General features: G+C 57.1%; 21 protein-coding genes. 9 read left to right on the plus strand and 12 right to left on the minus strand.

The genetic code is table 11. The features are described 5' to 3' along the window. Nucleotides 1-132: 132 nt before the first annotated feature. On the plus strand, nucleotides 133-885 hold the full coding sequence (locus J2X72_RS23715; protein ID WP_210005160.1) for a FadR/GntR family transcriptional regulator: 753 nt from the start codon (nucleotides 133-135) through the stop codon (nucleotides 883-885). Nucleotides 886-887: 2 nt separating this feature from the next. Then, nucleotides 888-1,547, plus strand: a complete 660-nt coding sequence (locus tag J2X72_RS23720; RefSeq protein WP_210005163.1) for an RraA family protein — start codon at nucleotides 888-890, stop codon at nucleotides 1,545-1,547. Between the two features lie 288 nt (nucleotides 1,548-1,835). Here the strand turns inward: J2X72_RS23720 and xylB are convergent, their stop codons facing one another. The 10 genes from xylB to J2X72_RS23770 all read right to left on the minus strand — a co-directional run bounded on the left by xylB (nucleotide 1,836) and on the right by J2X72_RS23770 (nucleotide 12,701). Further along, nucleotides 1,836-3,308, minus strand: a complete 1,473-nt coding sequence (gene xylB / locus J2X72_RS23725) for a xylulokinase (RefSeq protein WP_210005165.1) — start codon at nucleotides 3,306-3,308, stop codon at nucleotides 1,836-1,838. Further along, nucleotides 3,308-4,393: an ABC transporter ATP-binding protein gene (locus tag J2X72_RS23730; RefSeq protein ID WP_210005167.1), complete on the minus strand. Its 1,086-nt coding sequence runs from the start codon at nucleotides 4,391-4,393 to the stop codon at nucleotides 3,308-3,310. The genes xylB and J2X72_RS23730 overlap by 1 nt, the downstream gene beginning before the upstream one ends. Further along, the gene (locus J2X72_RS23735; RefSeq protein WP_310076033.1) at nucleotides 4,394-6,001 is read right to left on the minus strand and encodes an FGGY-family carbohydrate kinase; all 1,608 of its coding nucleotides are present in this window, start codon (nucleotides 5,999-6,001) and stop codon (nucleotides 4,394-4,396) included. It lies immediately after the preceding gene. Between the two features lie 25 nt (nucleotides 6,002-6,026). After that, nucleotides 6,027-7,001 carry a sugar-binding transcriptional regulator gene (locus tag J2X72_RS23740; protein WP_210005172.1) on the minus strand — a complete coding sequence of 325 codons (975 nt, stop codon included), beginning with the start codon at nucleotides 6,999-7,001 and terminating at the stop codon, nucleotides 6,027-6,029. Nucleotides 7,002-7,009: 8 nt separating this feature from the next. After that, on the minus strand, nucleotides 7,010-7,921 hold the full coding sequence (locus J2X72_RS23745) for a TIM barrel protein (protein ID WP_310076036.1): 912 nt from the start codon (nucleotides 7,919-7,921) through the stop codon (nucleotides 7,010-7,012). Beyond that, nucleotides 7,918-8,739, minus strand: a complete 822-nt coding sequence (locus J2X72_RS23750) for a carbohydrate ABC transporter permease (RefSeq protein ID WP_310076039.1) — start codon at nucleotides 8,737-8,739, stop codon at nucleotides 7,918-7,920. The genes J2X72_RS23745 and J2X72_RS23750 overlap by 4 nt, the downstream gene beginning before the upstream one ends. Next, nucleotides 8,736-9,638, minus strand: coding sequence for a carbohydrate ABC transporter permease (locus J2X72_RS23755; protein WP_210005175.1), 903 nt, complete (start codon nucleotides 9,636-9,638; stop codon nucleotides 8,736-8,738). The genes J2X72_RS23750 and J2X72_RS23755 overlap by 4 nt, the downstream gene beginning before the upstream one ends. 41 nt (nucleotides 9,639-9,679) lie before the next feature. Beyond that, on the minus strand, nucleotides 9,680-10,231 hold the full coding sequence (locus J2X72_RS23760; RefSeq protein WP_210005176.1) for an SIS domain-containing protein: 552 nt from the start codon (nucleotides 10,229-10,231) through the stop codon (nucleotides 9,680-9,682). 78 nt (nucleotides 10,232-10,309) lie between these two features. Next, nucleotides 10,310-11,659, minus strand: coding sequence for a sugar ABC transporter substrate-binding protein (locus J2X72_RS23765; protein WP_210005178.1), 1,350 nt, complete (start codon nucleotides 11,657-11,659; stop codon nucleotides 10,310-10,312). A gap of 1 nt (nucleotide 11,660) precedes the next feature. After that, a complete protein-coding gene (locus J2X72_RS23770; RefSeq protein ID WP_210005180.1) occupies nucleotides 11,661-12,701 on the minus strand; it encodes an alcohol dehydrogenase catalytic domain-containing protein in 1,041 nt (346 codons plus the stop codon). A 427-nt stretch (nucleotides 12,702-13,128) separates the two neighbouring features. Here J2X72_RS23770 and J2X72_RS23775 point away from each other — a divergent pair, with 427 nt between their 5' ends. Genes J2X72_RS23775 through J2X72_RS23800 form a run of 6 tightly spaced genes read left to right on the plus strand, consistent with a single transcriptional unit; the run spans nucleotide 13,129 to nucleotide 19,018 of the window. Beyond that, nucleotides 13,129-14,484: an LLM class flavin-dependent oxidoreductase gene (locus tag J2X72_RS23775; protein ID WP_210005183.1), complete on the plus strand. Its 1,356-nt coding sequence runs from the start codon at nucleotides 13,129-13,131 to the stop codon at nucleotides 14,482-14,484. A gap of 23 nt (nucleotides 14,485-14,507) precedes the next feature. Beyond that, nucleotides 14,508-15,398 (plus strand): ABC transporter ATP-binding protein, encoded by an 891-nt coding sequence (locus J2X72_RS23780; protein ID WP_210005184.1) that lies wholly within the window; start codon nucleotides 14,508-14,510, stop codon nucleotides 15,396-15,398. Nucleotides 15,399-15,432: 34 nt separating this feature from the next. Then, entirely contained in the window at nucleotides 15,433-16,476 is a 1,044-nt protein-coding gene (locus J2X72_RS23785) for an ABC transporter substrate-binding protein (protein WP_310076160.1), read from the plus strand. A gap of 33 nt (nucleotides 16,477-16,509) precedes the next feature. Next, a complete protein-coding gene (locus J2X72_RS23790; RefSeq protein ID WP_210005186.1) occupies nucleotides 16,510-17,325 on the plus strand; it encodes an ABC transporter permease in 816 nt (271 codons plus the stop codon). After that, nucleotides 17,325-18,113 carry an ABC transporter permease gene (locus J2X72_RS23795; RefSeq protein WP_310076047.1) on the plus strand — a complete coding sequence of 263 codons (789 nt, stop codon included), beginning with the start codon at nucleotides 17,325-17,327 and terminating at the stop codon, nucleotides 18,111-18,113. Before J2X72_RS23790 ends, J2X72_RS23795 begins: the two co-directional genes overlap by 1 nt. 35 nt (nucleotides 18,114-18,148) lie before the next feature. Beyond that, entirely contained in the window at nucleotides 18,149-19,018 is an 870-nt protein-coding gene (locus tag J2X72_RS23800; RefSeq protein ID WP_210005188.1) for an NADPH-dependent oxidoreductase, read from the plus strand. A gap of 156 nt (nucleotides 19,019-19,174) precedes the next feature. On the opposite strand, the gene J2X72_RS23805 is transcribed toward J2X72_RS23800, so the two are convergent. Together J2X72_RS23805 and J2X72_RS23810 are read right to left on the minus strand one after the other, a co-directional pair. Beyond that, nucleotides 19,175-20,245 carry an LLM class flavin-dependent oxidoreductase gene (locus J2X72_RS23805; protein WP_310076051.1) on the minus strand — a complete coding sequence of 357 codons (1,071 nt, stop codon included), beginning with the start codon at nucleotides 20,243-20,245 and terminating at the stop codon, nucleotides 19,175-19,177. A 193-nt stretch (nucleotides 20,246-20,438) separates the two neighbouring features. Continuing rightward, complete coding sequence (locus J2X72_RS23810; protein WP_310076054.1) at nucleotides 20,439-21,014, minus strand: hypothetical protein; 576 nt, start codon at nucleotides 21,012-21,014, stop codon at nucleotides 20,439-20,441. A gap of 267 nt (nucleotides 21,015-21,281) precedes the next feature. On the opposite strand from J2X72_RS23810, the gene tauA reads away from it, so the two are divergent. Continuing rightward, a complete protein-coding gene (tauA, locus tag J2X72_RS23815; protein ID WP_310076057.1) occupies nucleotides 21,282-22,424 on the plus strand; it encodes a taurine ABC transporter substrate-binding protein in 1,143 nt (380 codons plus the stop codon). Nucleotides 22,425-22,427: the final 3 nt, after the last annotated feature.

The following is a 22,427-nucleotide window of genomic DNA, read 5'->3' on the forward strand; positions in this document are numbered from 1 at the left end:
ACTCTTGACATATGACTTATGACATAAGTATGAGTCAAGCAGGTTAGCGGATTATTTTGCTGCATGGTTGTCATCTCGAGATCAAACTCAGGCGCGGACGCGATGCCCATCGGATCGAATGCGGAGGCGAAAATGAAATCGAACGAACAGGCACCGCCTGAAATGCGGGCGCGGAGCAGGCTTCACTCTTCCGTCGCGAGCGCGCTCGAGGACCAGATCATTTCGGGCGCCTTGCCCATAGGCGCGCGGCTGCAATCAGAGAGTGAGATCGCTCGGGACTTCGGCGTATCCACTCGATCTGTGCGGGAAGCGATGCAAATCCTTGAGACGAAGGGGCTCGTGCGGCGTCGCCATGGCGAGCGGACGATCGTCGTCCGCGACGATGTGGGCGAATTTCTCGGGACGCTCGCGGTCACGGTCCGTCAGCTCTTCGCCAGTGATTCAGAATATCTCATCCAGCTGATGGTCGTACGCCGCATGATAGAAACAGAGGTCGTGGGCCTGCTCACCGCCAAGGAACAGCCGGTGAATTCCGAGGTCGAGGCGGCGCTCGAAGCCATGCGTCTTGCGCGCGACAACGAAGATTTCGCGGGCTTCACGCAGGCTGACGCGGCATTCCACTTGGCGCTTGTTCACTCGACCGGCAATGCGATCCTCTCAGTCTTTTACGACAATCTGTACGGGCTCATCACCGAGGTCATCCGCGTCACCAGCCGCGTACCGAGCAAATCACTCGCGGCCGCCTATGCAGAGCACGCGGACATCTTCGAAATGATCCGCAACCGTGATGAGGCCGGCGCAAAATCACTGATGCGCGCTCAGATTGACAACAGCGCAGCCTATCTGCGGGTCGCGATCGAAAATGCCAACCGTAAGGAAAAATGAGAATGCCTGATTTCAACTATTCGGACACGGATTGGCGCTCGATAGAGCGCCTTAAGAAATGGTACTCCGGCGATGTCCACGATAGCATGGAGCATCTTGGCCTATGGGGCTACCTGGAGGGGGTCTCCCTTCTCGGTGCGCTTGATCCCGGCGATGTGGTGTGCGGTCCGGCCGTCACGGTTTTGTTCGAACCTTCCGATCGCAAGGGTGAACCCCAGGATGTTTACCACAATGCGATAGACAACACGCCCGAGGGCGGAATTCTGGTGTGTGACGCCTCCTGCGCCGATGGGTCGTGCTCTGGCGAACTGATGAGTACGGGGGCGAAGACACGTGGCGCCGCTGCTACGATCGTAAACGGCACGGTTCGCGACCTGGCTCAGGTTCGCGCGCTGGGCTATCCGCTGTTTGGAACCTCGGCAAGTCCTGTCGGTGTGACAGGAAAGAAGGAACCGAAGAAATCCCAGGTACCGATTAAGATTGGCAAAGTGACGGTGCGCCCCGGCGATATCATTTTTGGCGATATCGATGGTGTTGTTGCAATACCCAAGGAACGGCTCCGCGACGTTGCCGATTCCGCCGATGAACTTGGAAAAAACGAAGCGGCCGCCCGCGACCGGATTCTTGCGGGGGAAAAGCTGCAATCAGTATGGCCAGCTTGATCTTGTTTACGCCCGGACTAGTCTGATGTGCTGTCCGGGCTTCGCAATTCTTCAACGGACACCGGTACGCGAAACACAGGGTTTTTCCTAGAGCAGCACGATAGCGCAGAAGGGTACCATGAGACGTGAGGCGTCAAAGCGGTGTTCGGAATGGTCCACCTGCGCTCGAGGGATTGGGCACGAGGCACATAAAAAATGGCGTCGCCGACACGCTAACCAAGGTTGATCTGTCCATCGTTGTCCATTTCACGATCGGACTTAGAACCGGGCATCCGCTTTGTTGGATCTCTATGCCGCAGGTGAATACATGTGGAGGTAACGTTGTCGACGAACCTGGAGGACAGCCGCCTCGTGCTGATCGGGTTCGAACCGGACGCGAACAGCGGGTTTCCGGCAGACCACCTCCATCGTCCCGGCACCAACCGCCAGCATTGCCAGGCGTGCTGCGCCCAACGCCGCTCCAATCTCGGCGCCCTCAGGCAAATCGAGCGGCAGACCGAGGACATCTGCAAGTAGGCTGTTCCAGTAGCTGCTACGAGACCCGCCGCCAACCAGCATGCAGGATCGCGGCGCGGCGTTTGCCGCCTTCAATACCTCGAGTCCATCCGCCATCGCGAAGCCAACCCCCTCCAGAACGGCATAGGCCAGTGCACCGACCTCGTGCTCCGTTCGCAAACCGTCGAATTTCGCCGTTGCGTTCGGGTCGTTGTGAGGCGTCCTCTCTCCCGCGAGATAGGGCAGAAAGACGGGTGCGGCCTCGCGACGTGCAGGATCCGAGGCAAAGATTTTTGCCTTTTCGATCAGACCGGCGACATCGCGACCATGACCCGTTAAGGCGCCCAGCCAGGACAATGCCGACGCAGCCGAGAGTGTCACGACCATCCCATGCCAACGCTCCGGCAGCGCATGGCAAAACCCATGCAGTGTGCGCTCCGGCAGGGCAACCGGCCGGTCGGTCGATACGAACAGCACGCCCGAGGTGCCGAGCGATAAAAACCCGTCACTCGAGCTGACGGCACCGATACCCACCGCTGACGATGCATTGTCTCCGCCGCCACCGGCAATCGGAATCTTGCGTCCGGTGAGGCCCCACAAAGCTGCCACCTCGGCGGAAAGGTGGGTCGAGAGTTCGGACCCTTCGACAAGGTCGGGCATCTGCGATCGCCGCATGCCACCGCCCTGCAGCAGAACGTCATCCCATACGCGCCGTCCAATATCGAGCCAAAGAGTACCCGCCGAGTCGGACTTGTCCGATACGTACTCCCCCGAGAGACGGTATCGGAGGTAGTCTTTGGGCAACAGAACCTTTGCGACCTTTGCAAAAAGTTCAGGCTCGTGCCGCGCAACCCAGAGCAGCTTGGGTGCCGTGAAGCCCGGCATGGTCGTGTTCGAGGCACGGGCGAAGAAATCGGGGATCCGCTCGAGGAGTTCAGCGCATTCACGCCCGCAGCGCCCATCGTTCCAAAGAATCGCGGGGCGCAGAACTGAGCCGTGGCGGTCCAGTAACGTCGAGCTGTGCTGCTGCCCGGACAGACCGATAGATTGCAGCTCCAGGAAATCGGACAGGGCTGTTTCTCGGATATGGCCCACGGCCGTATGGGCAGCATTCCACCAGTCTTCAGGGTTCTGCTCCGACCACATTGGCCGACGCCGCAAGACCTCTAGGGGCGCTGATCCCTCGGCGATCAGCCTTTGATCCTCATCGACCAGAATCGCCTTGACGGAGGAGGTGCCGACGTCAATGCCGAGAAAAGTTGCCATCAGATTCCGAGGCCCTGACTGTCGAACAGGTAAATATGCTCTTGCGCAATTCCAATCGGCAAAGTGTCGTTCCTTGCGATTGCGGGACGGCCTGGAACGACGATCGTTATCATCGGCGCACCCTCGGGCTGAGCGTATATCTGGCTCGCACCGCCAAGGTACTCGGCGAAATCCGCTTTCAAAGTCAGCACCGGTCTGGCCGATTGCAGCTCAAGATGCTCGGGCCTCATGCCCACCGTCACTGTGTCGCCAGTCTTCACCTGATGCTGGCGCTTCGTGGCGACAGTCAGCGTACCGCCGGCAAAGGCGGGGCAGGAGACAGTCAGCTGGCGCTCCGCCACTTCCGTAACGACGGCCGGGATAAAGTTCATTTTTGGGGAGCCGATAAATCCCGCGACAAAAATATTTGCCGGATTGTCATAAAGTTCAGTCGGTGTTCCGACCTGCTCGACGAGCCCCGCCCGCAGGACCACGATCCGGTCCGCAAGCGTCATCGCCTCGATCTGGTCATGCGTGACATAAACCATGGTAACGCCGAGAGCGCGGTGAAGCTTGGCAATCTCGACACGCATCTGGGTGCGCAGCTCTGCATCGAGGTTGGAAAGCGGTTCGTCGAACAGAAAAAGCTTCGGATTGCGCACGATTGCCCGGCCGATTGCCACGCGCTGGCGCTGACCACCTGAAAGCTGGCGAGGCTTGCGCTCAAGCAGCATTTCGATTTGCAATATCCGCGCCGCTTCAGCAACGCGCTGCTTGATCTTGTCCTCCGTCGTCTTGACCATTCGGAGCCCGAAGGCAAGATTTTCGAACACGCTCATATGCGGATAAAGTGCATATGACTGAAACACCATCGCCACTTCGCGGCGTGCCGGCTCCACATGGGTAACAATCTTTTCGTCGATGAGGACATCGCCATCGCTGATCTCCTCTAGACCGGCAATCATTCGCAGGAGCGTTGATTTTCCGCACCCGGAAGGCCCGACAAAGACAACGAATTCGCCCTTCTCTGCCGAGAAACTCACACCCTGGACGGCCGAATGTTCACCATAGCGCTTGACCACATTGTCGAGACGAAGAAAAGACATTCAGCAAACTCCGGATTCTTTGACAGGCACAAGGGTCGCAAGCGCGCGACCCGCGGTTTCAACCTCGTTTCTTATGGCGAAAAGCTTCAGATAGATGCGATAGGCAGCGTCATGTGCCCGCCACCACCGAGGATCGGTGTCGAGCGTTTTTTGCCGGGGTGCCATGGCTTCGAGACTGGCGAACAAATCTGGATGAAGCCCCGCAGCGACAGCAGCTACCATGGCGGTTCCAAGTAGCACCGGTTCCCTGATGTCGCTAATGACAAGTTTCGCTCCGGTCGCATCCCGATAGAGCCGGACAAGCAGTGGATTGTTCAGCTGACCGCCCGCCAAAGCCAAACTGTCGATCGCATATTGGCCATGGCTGTTTAAGTGTTCGATGATGTGCCGCGTCTGCAAAGCAAGCGCACGTGCCGTGGCGTAATAGGCTTCCAGAAAGGAGCGCTCCCCCGTTTCGGGCCCGATGCCTGTCACCAGCGCCCGGACGCGTCCGTCACCCAGCGGAGCGCGGTTGCCGAGCCAGTCCGGAACAATGTGGCGCGCCGCCGCAAAGGCGGCTCCTTCCTGTTCAAGGATTTGCAGGATCCGGTTGGCAGTTTCGAGGTGAAGCGTGCTGCTCGGCTGTCCGGGACTTGCGGGATGATGCTCAAGCACCGCGTCGAGCGCCGTGCCGGAAAGACTTTGGCCCGCTTCGTGCATCCAGTAACCGGGAAATACCGCGTCCTTGAACGGGCCCCACACACCTGGAACATGGCGCGGGTCTGGCGCAAATGGCATGTAGCAGGTCGATGTACCGGCAACCATCGGCAGCAGATTGTTCATGCGCTTCAAGTAATCTCGACCAAGAACACCCAGCGCCCCGGCCTCTGCGTCTATAAGACCCACAGCCACCGGTATGCCTTGTGGCACGCCCATGGCCGCGGCAGCTGAGGCTGATACATTGCCGTGCACTTCTCCGACCTTGCCTGGTGTGACGCCGAGTTTCCCGAGCTTTGTCAGACCACCGATACCCAATCCGTCGAGCAGATCCTGACACCATGGATCAGCTTCGTCTGGCAGATAGGGCCATTTGCAAGCGAGCCCGCATACGGAATGACGGTCCTCTCCTGTCGCGCGGCGCGCGAGCTCGTCACAGAGGTCGCGCGCGCCTTTTATCCGCGCCCACGCCGCCGGTCTATGCCGCTTCAACCAAAGCAGCTTTGGCAGATTGGTTTCCGGCGAAAGCGAGCCGCCGACATGATCGAGAAAGCGATGGCCAGTTGCATCGACTTCCGCCGCTTCAACTTCGCCCCGGTGATCCATCCAGCAGATCACATCGCCGCCTCCATCGAGAGGCGGCTCGCCTTCCGCTTCGATATAGACGGACGAGGTGGCGTCGAAAGCCAGACCGGCGACTGAGGATGTAAGTTCAGGCCGCTGCGACAGGCATTCCATCGCCGCAAGACAAACGGCGTTCCAAATATCGTCCATACGGTACACCGCATGATGTTCTGCCGGCGTCAACAGTTTGAATGAAGCGGATGCAACAGCCATGAGTTGGCCCTCGCCATCGAAAAGGCCAGCCCGCGCGGACAGCGTCCCTACGTCGATTGCAAGCAGATGCTTCATTGTTCACTCACCATTGTCGCCATTTTCATGCGGCGTTCCTCAAGATCGCTTCCGCCACGTCTTCGTCCGTGACGAGGCGATTGACATAGCCCGCTCGCAACACCGCGTTGATGATAAGCGCCTTGTGCATGCCGCCGGACGCAAGGATCGATGACGGAATGAGCTTGAGGTCCGAGGGACGCATCGCCATCACACGCTGGTTCAAGGGATGATCGACAGGTTCTCCGTTTTGATCGAGGAATACACCGAGGATGTCGCCGACGGCACCGGCCTCTCTGAGCGTCGGCAGATTCTCGGTCACGATCTGTGTCCTTACCAGAAGCGAATGGTCGGAGAGGTCACCACAGGCGATGAGCGCCACAGCGGTATTGCGGCCACGTTGCATCGCTTCTGCCAAGCCGTAGTGGGTCAGCAATGTGGTGCGGCTCTCGCTCGAGGGACAGTAGATGGGTGCTGCGACGTAATAACATTCGGCCCCAAGAATTCGGGCAAATTCCGTTGATACCTCAAAAGTGTTCGTGCCGGACCCACGTGTCAGGCCACCCATCAGCGCAGCAACCCAGGCATTGGTCAGACGGCGCGGCGTCAGATGTCTGCGCGCGGCCGAAAGCGTTTGCCCCCAGCCGATGCCAAAACCCTCGCCATCGACAAGGAGCGGATCGAGCATGGCAGCGGTAGCGTGGCCCAAAACGCGGTGCAGGTCTTCTACTTGAGATACCGAGGGCACAACCGAGCAGTCGATTAAGCCAAAGCGTCCCTTCAGCTTCTCTTCCAACGCCACGCAATGGGTAAGCGGCATCTTGATATCGACACTGACCAGTCCGTCATTTCGCGCCTGAACGACGATCTTGTTGACGCGAAGCCGTGTGATCGACAGCTTGTCGGCGATCTCCTGCTGGGTCAGACCACCGACATAGTAGTACCAGGCAACCCGTGCGCGAATTTGCTCGGTATCGGCGGCGGGGTTTGAGAGTACTTCGTCTGGACTGAATTCGTTCAATGGTGTTCTCAGGCAAAGGCCGGTTTGAGGATCGTAGTCGTATGGCTGAGCGCCTGAAGGATCGAGGCGTCATCCCGTTCGAACGGGTAGAATACTTCAAGGAAAATCGGCCTGTCGCCAAGGCCGAACTCCCGTTGCTGGCGCGCCGCCTCCTTTGGAATGACCGCTCCCGTCTCTGTGAAATCCCAATGCCGATCGAATTGGAAATCCGTCTGCTGCAGATGGATCATGCCTATATGGGGCGCTAGCGGCCGAAACCATTCGCCCATTGTTGCATGATCCTTGCCGTACAGCGGCTGAAATGTGGCATGCCCCCAGTCGATACAGTATTTCCACGGAACTGCCGTATCTGCAACGTCTGCCGCCATGCGCCCGGCTTGCTCCACGGTCCACGGCCATTCTCGGCGCATGGGCGTCGGCTCCACGTAGAGCTCCACGATGCCGTATTCCTTCGCCGCCTCAGAAAGGCGTCGCATTCGCAGGATCAGATCACGATAATCGCGCTCCGGAATGCTGTTCGCTTCAGCGCCGTCAACCTTCGAGGCAGCAGCACCCAGAGGCCCGCCAACTCTTTCGATCCCTGCACTGGCGGCAAAGCGATAAGCCTTCTTCATCCATTCTTCCGCCACATCGCGAACACGCGTATCGGGGTGGAGCAGCTGGTTGAACGTGTAATGTGCGAGCCCGATAAAGGCGCTGTGGATGCTGATCCCGTGGTCGCCGGCTGCTCGCCGGATATCTCTGGCGCAGTCTCTGAGAATATCTTCTGGCCACGCCGGATCTACGAGATCGAACGAAAATTGCACCAGATCCAGGCCAAGCTGTTCGCGCACGATCGGCGCCCAAAGATCCGGCGTCACCCAACGTTTCACGCAAAACGAGAGATTGATCCCGAGGGGTATGGATTTGGCTTTCGTCATTTCGTTGCACCCATCGTGAGCCCGCGGACCATGTGCTTGGAAACGAGGAGCGCGAAGATCGTCACGGGCAGCACGATCACAGTCCCCGTCGCCATGATCTTGCCCCAGGGCAACTCATAACCGGACATGAAGCTCGTCGCTATCACCGGAGCCGTCTGCACGTTTCTGCGTGTGAGCACCAGCGCGTAGAGAAGCTCGTTCCAAGAAAAGATGAAGCTGAAAATCGCGGAGACGGCTATCCCCGGAAGCCCGAGTGGAACGTATATCTTCCGGAAGATCGTGAATTGATCCGCTCCATCGAGACGCGCTGCCTGTTCCAGTTCGATGGGTATTGAACGAAATTGATCGGTACATATCCAGACGACAATCGGCAGATTGAACGTCAGGTAGATCAGGACCAATACGATGTGTGTGTCAAGCAGCTTCAATTGCAGCGCAAGTACATAGACGGGCAGAGCCAGAACGATAGGACTGATCATCCGGTTTGAGATGAACCAGAACCAGAGATCGGATTTGCCGCGAAAGTTGAAACGCGCCAGCGCATAGGCTGCCGGTGCGCCAAGAACGACCGACAGCGCGGTCGTCAGCGTTGCGACGATCAATGAATTGATGATTGCGCCGAACACTTTCTCGTCGGCAAAAATATCAGTGTAGTTGGACAGTGTCGGCGTGAAAAACCATACCGGCGGTGACGCCAGCAGGTCGGTCTGGTCCTTGAAGCTGGATGAAACCATCCAGTAAAACGGAAACAGCGTGAAACACAGGACGACGAGCAGGCCCAGACCGTGCAGGATGCGGCGAAGCGTCATGGACATCATTCGATCTCCTTGTAGATGAGCTTGATATAAAGCCGGCTGAGCACGATCGTCACTATCAGAAGGAGGATGGCTTGCGCCGAAGCTGTGCCCATGTCGAAGATGCGGAATCCCACGCGCTGAATGTAGATGGACACAAGATCCGTCGCCGAGCCCGGCCCGCCCCGGGTCATCACAAAGACCATGTCGAACAATTTGAGGATATCGGCCGACCGCAGGATCAGCATCGCGGTCAGGCCCGGCAGCAGATATGGCAGCTGTACATGGCGCAGCATCGCGGTCTTGGAACTGGTTTCGAGCCGAGCCGCTTCCTCTATCTCCACCGGCACCATGGACAGGCCGGCGAGGAAGATCAGCGCGCAGAAAGGGGTCCACTGCCAGATGTCCATGACGGCAATCGCAATGAATGCTCCGGTTGTCGAACCTAACCAGTCGAGCCCGCCAACGCCGATTGCGTTGAGAAACTGATTTGCAATGCCGAAATCGCGGTTGAAGACCAACCGTCCGATCAAGCCGACGACAGCATAGGTTGTGGCCAGCGGCACCACCAGCGACACGCGTGCGAGAGCTCGCAACATGCCAAGGCCCGGCCGATGCAAAAGCAGCGCGATGCAGAGGCCGAAGAAGAGCTCGAATGGTAGAACGGTCAGGAAGAAACGCGCCGTCAGACCGAGCGACTGCCAGAATGTCTGGTCGGAAAGCACGTTGACGTAATTATCCAGCCCGACGAAGGGAAATCCGTCGCGCGGGCGGGTGATGTTAAAGCGCCTGAACGATGTTATGAGGGCCGAAATCGTCGGGTAAATGCCGATGACGAGCAGGGCAAATACCGCCGGCGCCAGAAACCAGAACGGCGTCCAGCGGCCATATCCCGGATTGAGTTTTGCCTGTGTCTGGGCCACGAAATCTACCTCCCCTGCTCGAACGTTCGCTCGATGCGCAATTACTCGAGATTGGTGTGGTTGGCCCGCATGGCTTCAGTGGAAATTCCGAGTCGCTCCCGGAGTTTCAGGACCATCACCTCGAAGAGAATATATTGCGCGCCCTCAAACAGCGATCCCATCGGCAGCACAGAAACGAGCGGGCCCCGATCGTCGGCCATGGTCTGTGCGGGTATGGTAAGGACATGATCCGCGCGTCTGGCCGCGTCGCCATCAGGCTGCGCGGTGACGACGAGCGTCTTGGCACTCGCGGCGGCGGCCACGCCCATCAGACCAAGAACGGTTGAGAAGCTCCCTGGTCCAGCGGAGACGATCAGCAGATCGCCGTCACCCAAGGGTGGCGTCGTCATATCCCCGACAACTGCTACCTGCAACCCCAGATGATGGAGCCGCATGGCAAAGCCTTTGATCTGCAGCCCTTCACGCCCAACACCATAGAGCGCGATTCTTCCTGCATCAGCGATCACGGCAACTGCAGCATCGACCGCCTGCTCATCGATGCGGTCGAAAACACCAGCCAGTTCCTGCAGCGCATGGTTGTAGAGTTTGGGCACGGCACTCTCCCGGTACAAGATATGCTATGTGAAAAGAACGGCAGGTGAATCCACCCGCCGCCACTTTTGAAGGCTTGCTTACTGCAGCAATTCCTTCTTGCCATCATAATAACCTTCTTTGGCCAGGATATCCTCCATACGCGTTCCAATTTCCTTGGCGCCGGCTTCAGTTGTGACCTCGCCCAGCATCATCTTGGATCCCCATTCGGCTACAACTTCAGAAATCGCTGGCCAGGCTGGGAACCGCGGACGGAATTCAGGCACGCCCTTTTGCCAGGAGGCAACCATCGGTTCGACGAACTTGTACTTCGCCTTGATGTCGGGCTGCTCGTAGATGGACGTACGGCCGGAAACACCCCCGGCTTCGACATAGGGACGGGCGATCTCTTCGGACGTTGCCCACTGGATGAAGAGCCAGGAAGCCTTCTTGAGATCGTCCGGGGCCTGCTCGGCAACAGCCAGTGAAAAGCCGCCAAGAGCCGGCAGGCGTCCGGCCGGACCAGCCGGCTCCGGAGCAACTGCCAGACAATCACCCAACTTCGAAGTCGCCGGATCGGTCAAGGTGCCGTAGAATGCTGACCACTCGGTGATCATCGAGACCTGGCCTTGCGCCAGAGCATTGACCGCCTCGGCGTGGTCGAAACTGACGATCCCCGGGGGCATGTATTTCATCAGATCCTGGCGGAATGTCAGACCCTTCTGGCTCTCGGGACTAAGCAGGTTTGACTTGAATTCCTTGTTCAGCAGCGAGCCGCCGAAGGGCCAGAGCACGCGCATGAAACTGTCAGCCGATTGTGTCTCTCCACGCAGAGACTGCAGGGCGAAGGCGTAATGATTCTTTGACGCGTCCGTCAGCTTGGGTGCGTAATCCTTCATGAGCTCGTCCCACGTTGCCGGTGGCTTCTCGAAGCCCGCTTCCTTCAACTGGCAGGAGTTATAGAACAGAAGCCCCGAGTAATTGTCGAACGGTAGACCGTAGGTCTTGCCGCCCCACGAGCCGAACGCATCGATCAGGAGCGGGAAGAAGCCCTCGAGTTTCAAATTGGGATCGGTGATGGATTTATCGGCCGTGAATTCGTCAATCGGCGTAATCCAGCCGTTTTCGGCGAACTCGCCGATCCAGACGAGATCGACCAGCGCGATCGTCAGGTCGCCATTCGAGGTGAAATTGAGCACCTGCTTCTCGCGGGTGTTCTCGTAGGGCACGATCTCGTAATTGACCTTGATACCGGTTTTCTTCTCGAACTCCGGCAGCAGCTTGATTATCGCGCGATAGCCCGGACGATCCAGGAAAATCACATTAATCTCTTTGCCCTTGAAGGGCTGCGCGGCCGTTTCCAGCCAATCGGCGAGAGCCGCCGACGGCAGCGATACTGCGCCAGCCAGAAGCGCCACAGCGCTTAGCGATGCATATAAAAGTTTCCTCACGTCATCCTCCCAGTTTTGTTACTCCATTCGGATAGATCAAGCTCTTGATGTAACCCGGCGCATTATCCGCGTGGTTGCGGAATGTGTCGGGCGCCTCGTCCAGGCCGACCTCATGCGTCACAAGTGACGCGACATCGACCTTTCCTCCAGCGACGAGTTCGATTGCACGCGGATAGACCTCCCCCATCCGGCGCGCGAATTTGATTTTAAGACCACGGCGACGCGCTTCAGCGGCCGGCAGCGTGTAGATATCGCCGTCCGGGATGCCGACCAAGACAATGCGACCGCCGATCTTCGCGGCGAGAACGGCATCGCGGAAACCAAACGGAGAATTGGTGGCCTCGATGACCAGTGGCGCACCTACGCGACCGGTCCACTCACGGATATCATCCACCGATGTCCCCGTGCGCGCTGCACCAAGCCTGGCAGCCATTTCTCGGCGGTGCTCAAGCGGGTCGATGACCAGAATCTCACCTGCCCCGGCGGCCTTCAGGACCTGGAGGATCAATAATCCGATGGGACCGCTGCCGATAAGCGCCACCTGCTCGAGCAGCCGCGGTTTGGCAAGATCAACCGCGTGAATGGCGACGCCCAACGGTTCCAGCATCACCGCCTGAAGCGGCGTGAAATCCTCCGGCAGCGCCACGATCTGCGATACCGGAACCCAGATACGCTCGGTCATCGCCCCGTCGAATGGTGGCGCACCAATGAATTCAACATTCGGGCAAAGATTGGGATGACCCCGTTCGCAGTACTCGCAGCGCCCGCAGGCTTTGTTTGGATCCACGGCAACGAGCGCCCCGCGCGCAAGCGCAAGTTCGTCCAAGTCTTCGCACAGATAACCGCCGAACTCATGACCCGGCACGAACGGCTCCTTGACGACCGCAGAACCAATGCCGCCATCCTTGTAATAATGCAGATCCGAACCGCAGAGGCCGACCGAGGCGACGTCAATGAGCACTTCCCCCGGACGTCCTTCGCGCAGATTGAATGGCGCTACATAGGCGTCATGGGCTCCACGGATGAAAAGGGCACGGCTCATGAAGTTTTCCGTCGGAATCGATAAGGGGTCTCGAATACCATACAAATGTAAAATAGAATTTTCAAGTGTATACATCGATGGAAGTCGGCATTGGGTTCAGCTATTCCATCATGACGATGGGCTCCGCCGGAGCTCGACCCCACTTCTGCCACCTGTCGACGGCAAGCAGATTGCAGGTTGGTTTGAATCCGGAGTGGCAAATTGTGGAAAATATCGGGTTTGCTCGCGCTGAGGGGTCGAGCCATCTGAGCGGTCGTCTCGTTGCCTGCCGATTTCAAATTGCAACCACGGTTCAAGTTCCTAAGTAGGCTCGGCTCGGCTTAAACAAGAAAACCTAAATCGATAGAATTTAAAGAATACCATTTCTGTCGAGATTAAAAAATGACGCTTAGGTTTTTCAAAATGAAAGTTCATTGGGAAACCGACTATGAGCAAGCAAGCGGGTCAGTTGAAACTGGGGGCATTCCTTTATCCGACGGGACATCACATCGCCGCTTGGCGACACCCGCAAGCACAAGCCGACGCCGGATCGAATTTCGCCCACTATGCCGAACTCGCGCGCATTGTCGAAGCGGCGAAATTCGATTTGATTTTTATGGCTGATGGCGTCGGCACCCGCGGAACCGATACTGATGCGCTGAGCCGCACCGCGATCCGTTACGTGGCGCAGTTCGAACCGCTGACCCTTCTTTCGTCTCTTTCTGCCCTGACCGAGCGCGTGGGCTTTGTTGCTACGGCATCGACGACCTACAATGAGCCTTATCACATAGCCCGCAAGTTTGCGTCGCTCGATCACATAAGCGGAGGGCGCGCCGGCTGGAATCTCGTAACGTCGGCCAGTGAAGACGAGGCGCACAACTTCAACCGCGATCACCACGTCGCGCACGCGGAGCGTTACGAACGCGCCGAAGAATTTGCCGATGTTGTTCGGGGGCTTTGGAATACATGGGAGGAAGATGCATTTTTGCGCGATAAGGAAAGTGGTATCTACTATGATCCGGCCAAACAGCATCTTCTCAATCATCGCGGCAAGCACTTTAAGGTGCGTGGACCACTAAACGTCGCGCGGTCTCCACAGGGCTATCCTGTTGTCGTCCAAGCTGGCTCGTCGGAGCCGGGCAAGGATCTGGCGGCGCGCACCGCAGAAGTCGTCTTTACGGCGCATCAGACTGTGGAGGATGCACGAGCGTTCTACAGCGATGTCAAGGGGCGACTGGCGCGTTTTGGTCGTTCACCGGATGACCTTAAAATCATGCCTGGTATTTTCCCGGTTGTGGGCGAGACCGAATCGGAAGCTCAGGAAAAATTTGAGCAGATACAGGAACTCATCCATCCCATCGTCGGACTGTCCTTGCTAAATGGCATAGGCGGCGATGTCGATCTGTCGGAATACCCGCTGGACGGACCTTTGCCTGATGTCACCGAAACCAATGGCAGTAAAAGCCGCCAAAAACTGTTGGTCGATCTAGCGCGTCGCGAAAGCCTGACAATCCGCCAGCTTTATTTGCGTGTCGCCGGCGCGCGGGGGCACTGGCAAATCGTGGGCACTCCGACCCAAATCGTCGATCAGATGCAAGATTGGTTCACCACGGGTGCTGCCGACGGCTTCAACGTGATGCCGCCGCATTTGCCACTCGGCCTTACCGATTTCGTTAAACACATCGTGCCGGAACTTCAACGTCGCGGCCTTTTCCGCACCGAATATGAGGGGCGTACACTGCGCAGCCATCTGGGTTTGCATGAGCCGCGTCATCCTGCTCAACCAGCTGTCGCTGCCGAATAAACTTAATCCAAGAAGGAGCAGTCATGCCGAGCGTTGCGCATGTGAAAATCAACAATGTCAGCCGGCGTTTCCAGGTCAATGGAAATACGATCACGGCGCTCGATAATGTGAGCCTCGATATTGCAGCGGGGGAGTTTGTCACCATTGTCGGGGCCAGTGGTTGTGGCAAGTCGACATTGCTGCGCCTCGGTGCCGGTCTCGACTTGCACCACGACGGCTCTATTGAACACGATGGAGCACGAGTCACTGGTCCCAGTCTTGATCGCGGTATCGTGTTTCAGGAGCCCCGCTTGTTTCCATGGTTGACAGTCGAGCGCAACGTCGCGCTCGGTCTCGAAAACGCACGCTGTTCGAGGGCGGAAAAACGCGAGCTCGTTGCAAAACAGATCGCGCTGGTTGGCTTGACCGGCTTTGAAAATGCCTATCCGCACCAGTTGTCCGGTGGCATGGCGCAACGCGCCGGGATCGCACGGGGTCTGGTCAACCGGCCGGATGTGCTCTTTCTCGACGAACCCTTCGGCGCTTTGGACGCCATCACCAAAGCTCGCCTTCAAGGGGAACTACAGGACATCTGGGCAAGGGAGCAGATTACCATGGTGCTCGTCACGCACGACGTGGATGAAGCTGTGTATCTTGGTGACCGAGTCGTGATCATGTCGCCGCGTCCTGGCCGAATCCGGGAAATCGTCGCTGTGGATCTGCCGCATCCGCGCGAGCGAACTTCCGCGCAACTAGCCAATATTCGCAATCACGTACTCGATATTCTTAACAGCACGACTGGCGACGATCAGCCGAAAAACTCGATTGAACGGCTAAGCGCAAAGGAACGTCCCGCTTTCAAGGCAAACCCGGTCCATGCCGCCTTGCGCGCTAAATCCGCTGGCCGACCCCTCTACTCATCGACGGAGATTTGACATGAACCCATCCAATTTCACCCGGCGCGCCGTCATGGCCGCATTCGCCTTTTCCGCGTTTACGCTTCCGGCTATTGCCGAGGAACCGCTGACGATCAACGTGGGCTATGCCGCCATCGGCCTCGACAGCCGTCCTTATTCTGAAGGCACTTCCGCGGCAACAGCGAGAGCGGGTGAATATCTTGAGAAAGAATTTGCTGGCGATCCGAATATCAAGATCGAATGGTTTTTCTTCAAGGGTGCAGGTCCAGCCGTCAACGAGGCCTTTGCCAATGACCAGCTCGACTTCGCCTATCAGGGTGATTTGCCATCTCTGATTGGCCGCGCAAATGGCTTGAAGACCAAATACCTTCTGGCAAGCGGTGCACGCAAACCTCTGTATCTGGCGGTCGCCAAGGATTCCGGGATCAAGTCGGTCGCGGATCTGAAGGGAAAGAAAGTTGCCTATCAACGCGGCACCAATGGACATCTGGCGGCAATCAAGATCCTGGAGGCCAATGGCCTGACTGAGAAAGATCTTCAAGTCATCAATCTCGATAGCGCAGGGACGGTCGCCGCTCTCACGAGCCAGGATATCGATGCGGCATTTGGCGATACGGCGCTGATCAATCTTGCCGATAAGGGCAATGCCAAGGTGATCTATACCACGAAGGGAGACGACCCGCGCTTTGGCCGCAATGCCGGTATCGTGGCCCGTGAGGACTTCATCGAAAAACATCCGGAGATTACCCAGCGGGTTGTGGATGCATTCGTGAAGGCAGCACAGTGGTCGTCCGACGAGCAGAATCGGGCAGCACTATTCGATCTGTGGCACAAATCCGGCACATCGATCCCAATTCTTGAAGAATACTTCAAGAACGACAAATTGGCCTACCGCAATTCGCCTCTCATTGATGATCTGCTCGTCTCGCAGTATCAGGAGCAGGGCGTCAAAGCCAAGGAGTTCGGTCTGATCCGTCGCGAGATCAGCACCGATGGCTGGTTCGAGCCGAAATATCTCAATGCTTCGCTGCAGAAGCTGGGGCTCCAGAATTTCTGGCAAGCCTATGGGGCAAACGGCAAGCCGTTTGGCTCGTAGTCCGGGCACTGCGCGAGTCTGGCGTCCCATCGCATGAGCATCGTATCCAGCATTGTCTCCAGTGAACATGCGCCTGCGAAACGCCGCAGCGGACTGCGCCGTGTCGCCATCGCCTTGATCCTGCCCATTGGCCTGCTTCTAGCCTGGGGGATCGCATCGGACCGGGGTTGGTTGCCGGAGCAGATATTGCCGTCCCCTGCCTATGTCTACTCCACCGCTGTGGAGATGACCACCTCCGGCGAAATCTTCTATCATGCGGGCGTCAGTCTGCGTCGCGTGGTGATCGGCTTCCTGTTCGGTGCAGTTGCGGGTTTGGCGCTCGGCATGGGAATGGGCCTATCACAACGGGTCGACGACTATGTAAGACCGCTCTTTCTTGCCTTTGCGCAGATCCCAACGCTTGGCTGGATTCCCTTGCTCATGTTGATCTTTGGCATTGGCGAAACGTTGAAGATTATTGTCATCGCCAAGGGAGCACTTGTACCAATGGCGATGAACACGGCGGCCGGCATCCGTTCAGTTCCCGCTAATTTCGTTGAAGTCGGCCATGCGCTGCAGTTCAGCCGTTGGCAGACCTTGCGTATAATCGTGCTGCCCGGTGCGGCACCGTCGATTTTTACCGGGATCCGCTATGGCCTCACTCATTCCTGGACCGCTCTTGTCGGGGTTGAGTTGCTCGCCTCCTCGGAGGGTCTTGGCTACCTGCTCGTCTGGGGCAGACAGATGTTCTGGCTCGACGTCGTCATGGTGGCGATGATTGCCATCGGTATTATCGGGTTCACAATGGATAAAGCTCTCGATATCTCGGAAACGTCACTGCAGCGCTGGAAGCAGGAGGAGGGGAGTTGATGTCATTCATCGTAAGCCTCCAAACAAGGCGAGCGGTCAAGATTCGGCGCGGTCTGACCATTCCCGTGCTACTGCTGGTTGTCTGGGAAGTGTCGAGCCGTACCGGTCTGGTAGACGCGCGTTTTTTGCCGTCCCTGGAAGACGTATTTTTGACCGCCAAGCGTGAGTTGATCGACAATGATCTCATCGGCGAGCTTGGCGTCAGCCTGTTTCGCAACGTGGCGGGCTTTATCATTGGCTCAACAATCGGTATTGTCTTCGCGACGCTGCTGGCATTGTCGCGTCCAGCAGATGCACTGATCACGCCGACTTTCAATAGCCTGAAACAGATATCATTATTGGCCTGGATTCCGCTGATATCGATTTGGTTCGGTTTCGGCGAGCAGGCAAAAATCGTTTTCGTTGCCATTGCTGCTTTCATCCCGGTTGTGCTCAACACCTATGAGGGCATGCGCAATACGCCGCGTGACCTCATTGAAGTCGGGCAGGCGTTGAAATTCACGCCCCTGCAACGCATCACCCGCATTTTTCTTCCCGCGGCCTTACCTTCGATTGCGACTGGGGTTCATCTCGGACTGATCTATTCCTGGCTTGCGACTGTCGGAGCGGAATATTTTCTAGCTGTGGGCAGAGGCGTGGGTGGATTGATTATCGCAGGCCGCGAACGTTTCGACATGGCGCTGGTCATGGTAGGAGTAATCATTCTCGGTCTGGTCGGCTTCACGCTAAACAGGCTTGCTGCAGCTGCGGAAGCCCATTTTCTTCGCTGGCGGGTCAGTCCGCATTGAACGTCCGGCTTGGCCGCAAACAGGAAACTAGATCGATGTCCACACGCGCAAGCGACCGCCTCGACACGTCACGACAACCAGGCATTGATCGGATCAGCACGCTGCTGCAGCACCGATACGGGACGCAACATGATTTGTCCGAACCGCTCCCGGTGACAACAGCCATTGAAACACTCCTTGCACATCGGAGCGTACGGTTTTACCTCCCGCAATCGGTTCCGGCCACGGCAGTGGAGCTTGCGATATCCGCGGCGCAATCTGCGCCGACTTCGTCTAATCTTCAGGCTTGGAGCGTGTTGGCGGTTGAAGCCAAGGACCGAAAGGCGCGGATCAACGCCGTCGCGGGAAATCAAAAGCAAATCGATCAGGCTCCTTTGCTGCTGGTCTGGTTGGCTGATCTATCCCGCTTAAGAGGCATAAGCAATGCGCAGGGGTCGCCGGGCGAGGGATTGGATTATTTGGAGAGTTTCCTTCTTGGCGTCATCGATGCCGCGCTTGCCGCGCAAAACGCTGTCACAGCGTTCGAGTCGCTAGGACTTGGAACCTGCTATATTGGCGCTCTGCGAAACAACCCGGAGGCGATTGCAAAAGAGTTGGCACTTCCGAAGGAGGTCTTTCCGGTATTCGGCTTGACTGTCGGGTATCCGGACCCGGGGATCAAAACGGATGTCAAACCTCGTTTGCCACGATCAACGGTCTTTCACCGTGAACAATACGTAGCCAATTCAGACAATGAGGATTTCAGCGGCTATAACCAGATACTGCGAGCCTTTCAGAAAATACAGCTTTTGCCGGCAATTGATTGGACTGAACAGATGAGCCGACGCATCGGCACGAAAGAAGCGCTGAAAAACCGCGATCTAATATCCAGTGCAGTCAAATTCCTTGGTTTTCAGATTAAATAGGACTGTCTGACGTTTGAGGTGTTCGGATAATTGACAAAATGCGTCGAAGCAAGAGCGCCGCGGGACGGGATTTTAACCTGGGCGACCCAAGCTGGACGTGCTCGAGCGGCCGACTACTCTAAAGGGTGTTTTCGGCCGGGAGCTGTGATTGCCGATTTAGTCGCGCAGCAGAGGTAACAATTGTTCACCCTGCCTCTTGATCTCAGATAAGTACGGTGTATCGGAGAGCACGAAGTGCGAGATGCCCAGTTCCTCATATTTGCGTAGAGATCGAGCTACGGTTACGGCGGAACCGACCAGCCATGTCGTCCCTGCACCGCCACCGCCATATTTTCCAGGAGCAGTATAGAGATTGTCATCGAGTACATCGCCCCGTGCGCTTAAATCGAGCAGACGTTTTTGGCCAACGGCGATTGCTTGCCGATGATCGTTCCAACCGGCACCTTTGGTCTTGGCCATCTCTGCAACTTTTGCTTCGGCGTCATTCCAGGCTTCGTCCTCGGTGTCACGGATCAGGGTGGTTATCCGCAACCCAAATTGCAGCGGTGGCAGGTCACGGTCCAATTCCTGACTCAAAACCCTGAGCCGATCGATCCGCTCTCGGACGCCGTCAAGCGGCTCACCCCAGAAGAGCTGAACGTCAGCTTCGGTAGCGGCGACCCGTTCCGCCGCCGGGGAAGCGCCGCCGAAGTAAAATTTGGGGTGCTGCCTATTGCCCCGTACCTCAATGCGGGGTGCCGCCGTGGATTCCGTTACCTCGAAATGTTCGCCTTTGTACGAAACATTTTCCTCGGTCCAGAGTCTTCTTACCAGCCGCATAAACTCCTTGGTGCGGGCATAGCGGTCTACCTGAGAACCTTCGCTGTCACCATATGCCGGGAGATTGTCCAAGCCCGACACGATGTTGACCCTGACACGTCCACCTGTCAACTGGTCTAAAGTGGCCGCTGCGGAAGCAAAGTTCGCCGGCCGCCAATAGCCGGGCCGGATGGCGATGAGCGGCTCAAACGTAGTGGTCCGTGCTGCGAGCGCCGCAGCCACCGTAAACGTATCAGGTCGCCCCCAACCGGTTCCGATAAGCGCACCCTTCCAGCCGGAGTCCTCGAGCGCCTTCGCCTGGATGGTCAATGTCGTTAGGCTGTTGTGGTCATCAACGGCTAAATCTCCACGGTGACCAGCTTTCACGTCGTTTGGAATGTACCACAGAAAGTCCGAATTGCTGTTCATGCAACGGGCCTGCCTCTCAATATCTAATCAAGGTTTATGAATACGTCTTCCTTGGCCACGCCGTCGCACATTTCTGCAGCCGGATACTCCGGTTGGAAAGCGAGGGTGGGGTAGTCTAGCAACGCCGACGATGAAGTTGGCAATATCATTGCAAGTGTAAACGAGCCACAGACTGCAAAAACAGCGAAGTCTATCAACTGAAATGCACACCGCGCTCAACTTGGCTTCCTACGATACCATCACAGTTGAATCCGGCGTCATATATGGCATCGACCACTGCTTGGAACTTGCCATCGCCCGGCACTACGCCCTGCAACAAGTCTCTCGAAGATATCCGCATAGTCGACAACACATTCAGCCCAAACGACCGCATGAGCATGTCTATGTCGAGTTCAGTGCTTTGTGCCGTGTATGCATTGCAGTGGGTTTCAACCAGCAGGGTCGACTTTCCGCGAAGAGCCGTCGGATCGGCCATCTCAAACAGATACCGCAAAAGCGCCGGGTAGCCGGTTGGCACCTTCACCGACACGCCAATAATCAGAAGTTTTGACTGTTCGATACTGTCGATCGCGGATTTCGCGGAGCCTGCAAGTTCCACTCGGAACGATGCGGCGCGGAGACTGGCACTTAGATCGGCGAGTTCGAAGAAACCGGAATTGAAACCGAACAACTCATCGACGGATTGAATGAGATCTTGAACAACTGCACTTGTTCGCGAGCCAGCCTGTGGGCGTGTCGAAAGCGCTGAAATTAAGTGATCACCTGTCATGTCACGTCCTCCGTGGTTTAGAAACCGACTGATTTTCGTGCCGAGCTTACTGAGAACCCTTGCCCTCAATTTAAGTCTACTGGATCGATAGTGTAAAGGGAAACGTATTTCAGAACCAAGGTCTCCGAACCAGGCAGAAACGAACCATCGAACCGATCTCCGCTGAAGAATTTTTTTTTGATCTGAACTGCAAATTTGGGCGTTTGTAACTCACTCCGGTCGAGATAGCGAAAGTGTTGATACTGTAATTCAACAAGGGGCAAAACAATGTTAAATCGGCGCCATCTCCTCCTTGCATCGACTGTTGCTGTGGCCTTCGGGAGCTTCGGTCTGGCGCGGGCGGACGATCTCAAGATCACCATTGGCTATCAAACGGTCGTCGAACCTTCCAAAATTCCACAAGCTGACGGGACCTATGAAACGGCAACCGGTTCAAAGATCGACTGGCGCAAATTTGACTCCGGCGCCGATGTTATTGCCGCGGTTGCTTCGGGCTCGGTTGATATCGGCTACGTTGGCTCGAGCCCCTTGGCGGCTGCAGCCAGCCGTGAACTGCCGATACAAACCATTTTCGTCGTGGGATTGATTGGAGAGTCTGAGGCCCTTGTTGCGCGCAACGGTGCAAATGTAACCACCATTGCTGACCTTGCCGGCAAGAAGGTTGCTGTGCCGTTTGTCTCGACAACCCACTACAGTCTGCTTGCGGCTTTGAAACATGAAAAGGTTGATCCGAAAACCGTTGAGATCCTGAACCTGCGGCCGCCAGAAATCGCTGCGGCCTGGGAACGTGGCGACATTGACGCCGCTTACGTCTGGGATCCGGCTCTTGGGCAAATTCGGACGAGCGGCAAGATCATCGCCGATTCCGCCAGGGTAGCCGCATGGGGGCCCCCAACATTCGATGCCTGGATCGTGCGGACGCAGTTTGCCGAGGCCCATCCCGATGCGGTCCGTGACTTTGTAAAGGTGACGGGAAAGGCCTATGCCGACTATCTGGACGAGCCGGATGCTTGGTCCGCATCCTCAGTGCAGGCGGAAACGATAAGTCGGTTGACCGGCGCGAAAGTGGAAGAGGTCCCGGCACTGTTGAAGGGCTATGTCTTTCCGACGCTGAACGAACAGGCTTCGAGCAAATTTCTTGGCGGCGATACGGTTAAGGCGATCGCAGCAACGTCGGAATTTTTGAAGGAACAGGGAAAGATCGACGGGGTACTGACAGACTACAGCAAATATGTACCGCACATCGCCATAGAGGCCGATCTCGGGCGTTTCAAAGAAGCCCAACGCCAAGGCCATACCATCGTCCACGGCGATGCCGCCCATCGTCGGATCTTGTCCGCCGCAGGGCTTGCAAAGGCCAGGCTGGTCATCATCACGTTTGATGGCACTCCGCCGTCGAAAGAATCCTGAATT

The sequence above is a fragment of the Phyllobacterium sp. 1468 genome (assembly GCF_031455525.1).
Taxonomy (GTDB): Bacteria; Pseudomonadota; Alphaproteobacteria; order Rhizobiales; family Rhizobiaceae; genus Phyllobacterium.